The following is a 9,334-nucleotide window of genomic DNA, read 5'->3' as shown; positions in this document are numbered from 1 at the left end:
AGCGGGCGCGCGGCGGGCGGCCCCACCAGGTCCACCATCGGCCGGGCGCCGGAGGCGGCGGCCTCCACCGCCTCCGCGAGGGCGGCGTCCTCGACGACGACGTCGACCAGACCGTTCAGACTCATGAGGGGTATTCCGTCCCGGGGCAGAGGCAACGCGAAGCACCCGACACGTGTCACGGGCCGGGGGTCCCTCCAGCGTACGACGTACCGCCGACAGCCACAGGCCATCCCCGCAAGGCCCGGGGCCGCGGGACCCGTGGCGGGGGGGGCGGGGGGCGGCCGGTGAGGGCCCGGCGGGGGGCGTACCGGCGGCCGGACGCACGGGCGGCCCCGGAGCGCGGGGGGTTGCGCTTCCGGGGCCGCGTCTGTGGTGACCGGCACCAACCGGCCGGTGCTGTGGTGACCCGCACCACCGGCCGGTGCCGTGGTGACCCGCGCCACCGGCCGGTGTGACCGGCGGCGTCAGTCCGTGGCGATCGCGTTCAGGACGTTCATCCGGCCCGCCCGGAAGGCCGGGAGCAGCGCGGCCAGCAGGCCGACGACCGCGGAGCCGATGAAGACCAGGATGATCGTCGTCCACGGGATCTGGAGGACGCCGAGCCCCTGGGAGGCCAGCACCTTCTGTCCCGTGGTGCCCCAGCCGAGGCCGAGACCGAGACCGACCAGCGCGCCGAAGAGCGCGATGACCACCGATTCGAGGCGGATCATCCGGCGCAGCTGGCGCCGTGAGGTGCCGATCGCCCGCATCAGGCCGATCTCCCGGGTGCGCTCGACCACCGACAGGGCGAGGGTGTTCACCACGCCCAGGACGGCGACGATGATCGCGAGGCCGAGCAGCCCGTAGATCATGTACAGGAGCTGGTTGACCTGCTTGTGGATGAGGTCCTTGAAGTCGGACTGGTCACGGACCTTGAGCTGCGGATAGTCCTTGACGGCCGCGGTGAGCGAGGCGCCCGCCTCCTTCGCCTGGCCGTCGACGGCCTTGGCGAACATGATCTGGTCGAGCGGCTGCTTGTCCGCCGGGAGGTACTGCTTGGCGGTGGCGAGGTTGGTGTACCAGGCGCCGTGGTCGACCGTGGTGTCGTCGCTGGTGATGACGTTGACGCGGAGCTTGGCCGGTGTGCCGCCGATCATCGTCACCGGCAGCTCGTCACCGATCTTGATGTGGTGGTCCTTGGCGTACGCCTCGTTGACGGACATGCCGTTCTTCGCGTACGCGTCCTTCAGATCGCCCTTGACGGTCTTGAGCCGCAGGTCGTCGGCGTAGGTCGGGCTGACCGCGCTGAACTGCTTGGTGACGGTCTTGCCGTCGGGCAGGGTGACCTTGGCGTTGACGCCCGCGTACTCGGTGAAGTGCTCCATGTGGGAGGCCGACTTGATCGCCGCCACCAGAGCGGGGGTCAGCGGCTGGCCGCCGTCGGGCTGGAGGATGAAGTCCGCGCCGACCGACTTGTCGAGCTGGTCGTCGGCGGAGGCCACCATGGACGAGCCGACCACCGACATGCCGGCGACCAGCGCGAGGCCGATCATCAGCGCGGAGGCGGTGGCGCCGGTACGGCGCGGGTTGCGCAGCGCGTTGCGCTCCGCGAGGCGGCCCATCGGCCCGAAGAACCGCAGGATCACCGCGCTGACCGCTCGTACGATCACACCGGCCAGCAGCGGGCCGATGATCACGAAGCCGACCAGGCTGAACAGCACGCCCAGGCCCAGCAGTCCGCCGCCGGAGGACGCCTTGTCCGACTGTCCGGCGCCGACCAGCGCCACCGCGCCGATCGCGCAGACCAGGACGCCGATCGCGGCGCGGATCCGGCCGGACTTGGCGTCGGCGGGGGTGCCCGCGTCGCGCAGCGCCGCCATCGGGGAGATCCGTCCGGCCCTGCGGGCCGGGATGTAGGCGGAGATCACGGTCACGATGACGCCGATGGCCAGGCCGACGATCGGAGTGGTGGCCTTGATGGTCAGCTCGGAGGTGTCGAGCTTCATGCCCGCCTGGCCCATGAGCTTCATCAGGGCGACGGCCAGGCCGATGCCGCCGCCGATGCCGAGCACCGAGCCGACGACGCCGAGCAGCACCGCCTCGATCAGCACCGACCGGTTGACCTGCTTGCGGCTGGAGCCGAGGGCCCGCATCAGGCCGATCTCGCGGGTGCGCTGGGCGACCAGCATGGAGAAGGTGTTGACGATCAGGAAGATGCCGACCAGGACCGAGATGCCCGCGAAGCCGAGCATCGCGTACTTCATGAAGTTCAGGAAGCTGCCGACGTCGTCCTTGTCCTTCTTCTTGGTCTCGGCGGCGGTGTCGACGGTGTACTTGCCCGCGCCGATGGCCGTCGTGACGTCCGCCTTGAGGCGGTCGTCGGAGACGCCCTTGGCGGCGGTCAGGCCGAAGCCGGTGTACGCGTGGCTGTCACCGAGCAGCTTGGCCTGGGCGGTGGCGGTCTCGATGTAGATGACGGCCGCGCCGGGGTTGGTGGTCTTGAAGGTGACGATGCCGGAGATCGTGACGTGGAAGTCGCCGGGCGCGGCGATGACCCGCAGCGTGTCGCCGATCTTCAGGTGGTGCTTGTCGGCGGTGTCGGCGTCGATCACCGCGTCGGCGGGCGCGCGCGGGGTGTTGCCCGAGGACAGCTCGACGGCCTTGGTCTCGGTCGGGTCCCAGTTGCTGACGATGGTCGGGGCGCCGCTGGTCGGGCTGATGCTCTTGTTGTTCGCGTCGGCGACCGTCACCTTGTCGCTGGTGACGTCGGGGTAGGACGAGGCGACGCCCGGCACCTTGAGCAGGGTCTGCTGGAGCGAGGCGGGCACGGTGTCGGGCCGCCCGGTCTCCTGCGCGTCGTCGACCTTCTTGGCGCTGATGGTGACGTCGGAGGCGGTGGAGCCGAAGAGCTTGTCGAAGGTCGCGGTCATGGTGTCGGTAAAAACCAGCGTGCCGCACACGAACGCCACCGAGAGCAGGACGGCGACGGCGGACAGCGCCATGCGTCCCTTGTGCGCGAGGAAGTTGCGCACCGATGTCTTCAGGACGGTCACGAGGTCCTCCCGCGACCGTCGAAGGACTTCATGCGCTCCAGGACGCCGTCGGCCGTCGGATTCTGCATCTCGTCGACGATCCGGCCGTCCGCCAGGTACAGCACGCGGTCGGAGTAGGAGGCGGCGACCGGGTCGTGGGTGACCATCACGATGGTCTGGCCCAGCTCGTCCACCGACTTGCGCAGGAAGCCGAGGACTTCGGCGCCGGCGCGGGAGTCGAGGTTTCCGGTCGGCTCGTCGCCGAAGATGATCTCGGGGCGGGCGGCGAGGGCGCGGGCGACCGCGACGCGCTGCTGCTGACCGCCGGAGAGCTGCGTGGGGCGGTGCTTGAGGCGCCCGGCGAGACCGACGGTCTCCACCACCCGGTCGAACCAGTCGCGGTCCACCTTGCGGCCCGCGATGTCCATGGGCAGCGTGATGTTCTCCGCCGCGTTGAGCGTCGGCAGCAGGTTGAAGGACTGGAAGATGAAGCCGATCTTGTCCCGGCGGAGCTGGGTGAGCTTCTTGTCCTTGAGGGTGGTGATCTCGGTGTCGCCGATCCAGATCCGGCCCTCGGACACGGTGTCGAGCCCGGCCAGGCAGTGCATCAGCGTGGACTTGCCGGAGCCCGAGGGGCCCATGATCGCGGTGAACCGGCCGCGCGCGATGTCGACGTCCACCGCGTCGAGCGCCAGGACGCGCGTCTCGCCGCTGCCGTACGCCTTCGTCACCGCTCGGCCTGCTGCGGCAACGGCCGGACGCTCTCCGCTGCCCCCGGACTTGGGAATCGTCACTGCCGTTGTCACGTGAATCTCCTGTGAGGTCGAGGCGGGCCCTGACCAGGCCCTGTTGAGCCGGTGCGTTCAGCCTGCCGAAGCGCCGTCCCCCGCACGATGGGGGAGGTCTCCGTCTTGTGGGTGGGGCTATCCCCACCCCGCCTCATGACCGTATGGAACGGACGGCCCGGGATCGTCATCCGCCGGTACGAACCGGTGGCCGCCAAAAGTAGGTACCTCCCCCTAGGGGTCTGCTACCTGAGGCTCATCCTCGTGTCGGGGACGTCACCGCGACCGTGCACAGATGCCCTGTACACGTACGGGAGTTGAGCGCATCGCGGGTGCGATCTGCGCGGGTCAGCGCATCGTGAGGCGCACCGGGCGTACGCCGCCGATCAGGGCGGTCAGCGCGCGGTCGATGTCGGGGCCCGCGTACCAGTCGCCGGTGTGGTCGACGGTGTAGACGCGGCCCTCGGCGTCGATGGCGAGCAGCGCGCCGGACGCGGGCTCCTCGCCGAGCGGGCTGATGTCGGTCTCCAGGGCGCGGCCGAGGTCGCCGAAGGTACGCGCCAGGTGCAGGCCGCGCAGCGGGTCGACGGCGATGGCCGTGGGGGCGATCTGCCGGCCGGGGCCCGAGGCGCCGGGGATCAGCAGGCCGCCGAACTCCGCCCACGCCTCGACCGCGGCGGGGAAGACGGCGTGCCGGTGGCCGCCCGGCGACTCGTACGCCCGCAGCCGGTCCGCCCAGAACTCGGCCTGCTTGATGTCCCAGCGCCCCGGCTGCCAGCCCGCGGCGCGCAGCGCGGCGTCGACGCCGACCGGGAAGCGGGTGGTGCCCGCCATGGGGATGCTCATTCTCCTTCCGCCGCCGGATCCACCGGCTTGACCCCCAGATGCGACAGCAGCGGCGCGCACGAGCGGCAGGGCGGGGCGTACGCGCCGTGCGTCGGGTCGCCGTCCTCCCGGATGCGCCGCGAGGTGAGCTTCGCCCCGCGCAGCGCCTTGCGGGCCTCACCCTGGGTGAGCGGCTTACGGGAGGCACGCTTGCCCCGGTTTGCCTCGACTGCCGTCAAGTGGCGTGAAATGAGCACCGGTTCGGGACAGCGCCCGGTGAACCGTTCCCGCTGCGCGACCGGCAGCGCGTCCAGGAAGTCCTGAACGATCGGGTGCAGTACGGGCGGTTGCTCACCTTTGGCGCCGGTGCAGGTCAGCACGTCGTCGCGGATCAGCAGCGCCGCGGCGACCGCGGGCATGATGCCGTCCCTGCGGTGCCGCAGCACCGGCGGGCCCACCGGATCGTCCGAACCGCTCCAGCTCAAGCGGGGATCGGCGGCCCCCGCCGCCTGGGTCTGAGTTGTCATGATCTGTGTGCATCCCTCCATCCGCCCGCCTGGGCGGGCGATCCCCCGTATGTCGTTCAGAGTGCCAAACAGGCCATGCGACGGGAAGCCGGACGCGGCACCGCGCCCATCCTGTGTGGGCCATGTCACCGTCGTGTGACGGAGCGTCGGCAGCGCGGGCACAGCACGTGCGCAAAACCGGCCGTCATACGGTCGCGGGCGATCGTCGTACGGGCGGGGACGGTCGTCGGCCGGGCGCTGGCGGTCGACGCAGGGTGACGGCCGGTCCCCGGCGGGCGCTTCCCGAACACATGTCGGTCGCGGTTGTGCGTGCCCCGCGCACCGCGGAGGCGCCGGGCCCGCACAGCCGCGGCACAGCTTCGGCGCGCCATGGACGCGCGCCCGACATGGCGGGAGTATCGGCAGTCGGTCCGCGCCCGCGGACCCGCTGCCGCCGATCAGGGAACGTGACCCCCCATGCGCAAGACCCGGCTCCGCCTGGCCGCCGCCGTGCTCCCCGCCCTCGTCCTCGCCGCGGCCTGCTCCGGCTCGTCCGACGGCTCCAAGGACGCCGACGGCAAGGGCGGCAAGACCACGGGCTCCGCTTCGGCCTCCGCTCCGACGAGCGGCGCGGACAGTCCGTCGGACGGCTCGGCGCTCACCAAGGCGCAGCTCACCAAGGCGCTGATCGCCGAGGCCGACGTGCCCGGCTGGACGATCCAGGTCTCGCAGACCGACGACTCCGCCGACACCTCCACGCTCACCGCGGACAAGCCCGCGTGCCAGCCGCTCGCCGACATCACCAGCAGCAAGCCGAAGATCCCGCGCAAGGCGTTCGTCGGCGCGGCCTTCGCGAAGACGACGTCGAGCGCCACCCCCGACGCGATCAACCAGATGCTGGTCGCCAGTCACGCGCCTGGTGACGCCAAGAAGGTCATCGAGTCGGTGAAGACGGCGCTGGGCGCCTGCCAGAGCTTCACCGCGACGGACAACACCGGCACCAAGACGCCGTTCACCATCGCCAAGGGCCCCGCGGTGCCGACCGGCGACGAGGCCGTCTCCTATGTGATGGCCGACACAGCGGACAAGAAGTCCGGCGCGGCCCTGGTGAGCGTCGTGCGGACCGGCGACACCATCACCGCGTACCTGTCGGTGAAGTCGGCGGGCGGCGCGGGCACCCTGCCCATCGATGTCGCGCGCAAGCAGAGCGAGAAGCTGAAGGCGGCGCAGGCGAAGTGACCGCCCGCTGAAGGGCCTGTGGGGCTCGCCCCGGAGCACACCCCGGGGCCCGCTTTCGCGCACCTCTTTGTGAGCAGCCCCACAGGCGAAATCGCGACCCTGGTGCCGTAAAGTCGCGCGGCAACGGGCCGTCGCCCGTGCGATCCCGGGGACGGACACGACACAGGGGAACACCAGATGCCGATACGCGCACGCAGTCGCCTACTGACCGGTAGCCGGGAGTCGGCCGCTGACCTGCGACGCGGCGGCCCGCACACGCGGACCGCCGTGCTGGCGGCTGCCGCCCTGGTGCCGGTGCTCGCGCTCACCGCGGCCTGTGGGGGCGGCGGGGGCGGCGACGACAAGGCGAAGAAGGAGCCGGGTCCGGTCCGCGCGTCCGGCGCGGTGTCGACGGCCAAGCTCACCTCGGCGCTGCTCACGTCCTCCGACGTCCCCCACGTCCAGGTGCTGCCCGCGGGCAGCAAGACGCAGCTCCTCGGCCCGGCCACGACGGTCGACAACGCGGCCTGCCAGCCGGTCGCCGACCAGTGGAGCAGCCGGCCCAAGCACACCCGGCAGGTGTACACCGGCGCGATGGTCACCGACACGGCGGACAAGGACAAGAACGCGAAGGCGATCAGCCTGGAGGTGATCGCCTCCTACGCTCCCGGCACCGCCGAGACCGTGCTGGACGAGCTGGCCACGGCGCTGAGGACCTGCCGCGATTTCAAGGCCACCCGCGACGGCGGGGTCACCTCCTACACCGTCCGGCCGGTGGCGCCGCCCGCGGGCCGGCCCGCGCTGGGCGACCAGGAGGTGGCGTACACCATCGCCGACACCGCGCGCGGCGCGGCGGGCGTCGTCCTGGTCACCGTGGTCAGGTCCGGTGGCGCCACGGCCGCGTACGAGACGGTGCGCGCCGACCACAAGACGGCGACGCTGCGGGCGGCGATCGCGCTGAAGCAGGCGGAGAAGCTGCGGACGGCGGCGACCGGCGACTGAGCCCGGCGGCTCGTCCGGGCGGCGGCCGTTACGGGGAGGCGCGGGGTCCGCGCAGGGCCTGCGCGGGGTCGGCGCGGGGTCGGCGGCGGGCCGATCAGGCAAGTTATCCACAGGCCCTGGCTCTGCCCTGGTGGTGAGGCCCTAGGCTGTGGTCATCAGCCAGACGCAGCAGGGGGCAACCGCCATGACGACAGGTCGGCAAGGGCTGGGCGCACCTCCCGGTCCGCGGGCCGGGGGACGTATCGTGCCGCCGCCGAACGCGGCCTACGCCGGACAGGTCGTGCATTTTCCCGACCCGGTACGCGCCGCCCGCCATCCCCAGGGTGTCTGGGTGGACGACGACGGGATACCGGACTTCGCGCCGTACGCGCGGGCGGTGGCGGAGATCGCCGAGCCCCCTGAGGGCTTCGGGATAGACGAGCTGCGGCTGACCGACTACGTGTCGGCGAACGCGGCGCTGCACGCCTCGGGCCACGAGCTGTGGGGCAGCCTCTCCCCCGTCGCGACCCCGCACGGCTGGACCTGGCACCACGTCATCGGGACCCGCCGGATGGAGCTGATCCCGGTCGAGGTCAAGGCGCTGCTGCGGCACCACGGGGGCCTCGCCGCCTCCTCCGCCGACCACGCCAAGCGCGGCACCCGGCCGCTCCAGGAGACCCGCCCGGTGCACTTCGGACTGCCGAAGGACCCGGTCGCGGTCACCGAGTCGCAGGTCCGTGACGTCGAGGAGGAGCTGGGCTACCGGCTGCCCGGCGGTTACCGCACCTTCCTGAAGGCGGCGGGCGGCTGCGCCCCGAGCGGCGTCGCGCTCGACCCGGACCTCGGCCTGCTGATCGACCAGCCGTTCTTCACCGTCCGCGACGACGCCGCGGTCAACGACCTGGTGTACGTGAACAAGTGCCTGCGCGACCACCTGACCAAGGACTTCCTGGCGATCTCCTACCTCCAGGGCGGCCTGCTCGCGGTCAAGGTCAAGGGCGAGCGGACCGGCTCGGTCTGGTTCTGCGCGTACGACGACGTCCGCGACGGCGACCGCTGGGCCGCCCCCGCCGACCGGGTCGCCGAACTGCTGCTGCCCTGCGGTGAGTCACTCGACGCGTTCCTCCTCCGGCTCGCGGGCAATCCGCCGGAATTGGAGACCGTCGCGAACCTGATGGTGGACGGGGGCTTCGCCAGCGCCGTCCCGGTGGAGGGATGAGGCCGGACATGGTCACTTTCGCGCAGGCCCAGGAGCGGGCGGAGCGCTGGATCAACGGCGACGTCCCCGCGTACGAGGCCCGGGAGATCCGGGTCCGCGAATTCGACCTCGGCTTCGTGGTCTGGTCGGAGCCGCGCGAGGGCGGCCCGTCCGCGGGCGACGGCGGGGACGTCCGCGTCGTCATAGCCAAGGACAGCGGCGAGGCCACCTTGTGGCCCGGCCTGCCCGTCGGCGAACTCATCAGGCGTTACGAGGAGGAGTACGGCCCGGTGCCGAACGACGCGGTGCCCGACCCGCCGCAACGCATCGACCTGGAGGCCACGTCCTTCCTGCTGAGTCCCCCGCAGTGGCTCCAGGACGCGGCCGACAAGATGGGCATCCCCGACAACCGCCGGTCGAGCCGGACCAACGGCGCCGGTATCGCCTCCGGCGCGGGCGCCGACGCTCCCGCGTGGCGTGCCGCCGACTCCGGGTCCGACGGCGCCCCGGCCGACCGTGCCCCGGCGGCCGACGCCGACGGCGGGTACGGCCTGGCGGCGGCCTCGGGTCCCGCCTCGGGATCGGGCGACGGTGCGGGCTCCGCGCCCGGCTCCGGCTCCGGCTCCGGCTCCGGCTCCGGCTCCGGCGGTATCGACTACCGGCGGCCCGCCTCCTCCGGGGCTTCCGTCGCCTCGACCCCCGCGCCCGCTGACAGCGCTCCCATCGCACCGGCCGCGTCCGGCGGGATCGACTACCGGCGCCCGGCCGCCCCGGCCGCCCCGGCGGCCGACGCGCCCGCGGCGCCCTCGG

The 9,334-nt window shown here is 72.2% G+C and carries 8 protein-coding genes and 1 pseudogene; 4 read left to right on the top strand and 5 right to left on the bottom strand.

Annotation, left to right across the window (positions count from 1 at the left end):
• The 5 genes from BGM09_RS39250 to BGM09_RS32125 all read right to left on the bottom strand — a co-directional run.
• A partial coding sequence (locus BGM09_RS39250) for a hypothetical protein (protein ID WP_411158389.1) occupies positions 1-230 on the bottom strand: 230 nt, incomplete at its 3' end.
• A gap of 234 nt (positions 231-464) precedes the next feature.
• Positions 465-3,032 carry an ABC transporter permease gene (locus tag BGM09_RS32140; RefSeq protein WP_188285265.1) on the bottom strand — a complete coding sequence of 856 codons (2,568 nt, stop codon included), beginning with the start codon at positions 3,030-3,032 and terminating at the stop codon, positions 465-467.
• Positions 3,029-3,817: an ABC transporter ATP-binding protein gene (locus BGM09_RS32135; protein ID WP_188285264.1), complete on the bottom strand. Its 789-nt coding sequence runs from the start codon at positions 3,815-3,817 to the stop codon at positions 3,029-3,031. Before BGM09_RS32135 ends, BGM09_RS32140 begins: the two co-directional genes overlap by 4 nt.
• 327 nt (positions 3,818-4,144) lie before the next feature.
• Positions 4,145-4,642, bottom strand: coding sequence for an SUKH-3 domain-containing protein (locus BGM09_RS32130; protein WP_188285263.1), 498 nt, complete (start codon positions 4,640-4,642; stop codon positions 4,145-4,147).
• On the bottom strand, positions 4,639-5,148 hold the full coding sequence (locus BGM09_RS32125) for a YwqJ-related putative deaminase (protein WP_188285262.1): 510 nt from the start codon (positions 5,146-5,148) through the stop codon (positions 4,639-4,641). The genes BGM09_RS32130 and BGM09_RS32125 overlap by 4 nt, the downstream gene beginning before the upstream one ends.
• A gap of 456 nt (positions 5,149-5,604) precedes the next feature.
• On the opposite strand from BGM09_RS32125, the gene BGM09_RS32120 reads away from it, so the two are divergent.
• From BGM09_RS32120 to BGM09_RS38200, 4 genes and pseudogenes are all read left to right on the top strand, one after another.
• Complete coding sequence (locus tag BGM09_RS32120; RefSeq protein ID WP_188285261.1) at positions 5,605-6,366, top strand: sensor domain-containing protein; 762 nt, start codon at positions 5,605-5,607, stop codon at positions 6,364-6,366.
• Between the two features lie 177 nt (positions 6,367-6,543).
• On the top strand, positions 6,544-7,347 hold the full coding sequence (locus BGM09_RS32115) for a sensor domain-containing protein (protein WP_188285260.1): 804 nt from the start codon (positions 6,544-6,546) through the stop codon (positions 7,345-7,347).
• 184 nt (positions 7,348-7,531) lie between these two features.
• Positions 7,532-8,545, top strand: coding sequence for an HNH endonuclease (locus tag BGM09_RS32110; protein WP_188285259.1), 1,014 nt, complete (start codon positions 7,532-7,534; stop codon positions 8,543-8,545).
• A gap of 8 nt (positions 8,546-8,553) precedes the next feature.
• A pseudogene (locus BGM09_RS38200) lies at positions 8,554-9,334 on the top strand (hypothetical protein); the annotation flags it as partial.

The organism is Streptomyces sp. CBMA29, from assembly GCF_014596445.1.
Classification (GTDB): Bacteria; Actinomycetota; Actinomycetes; order Streptomycetales; family Streptomycetaceae; genus Actinacidiphila.
This window is presented reverse-complemented; position numbering and strand designations above follow the sequence as displayed.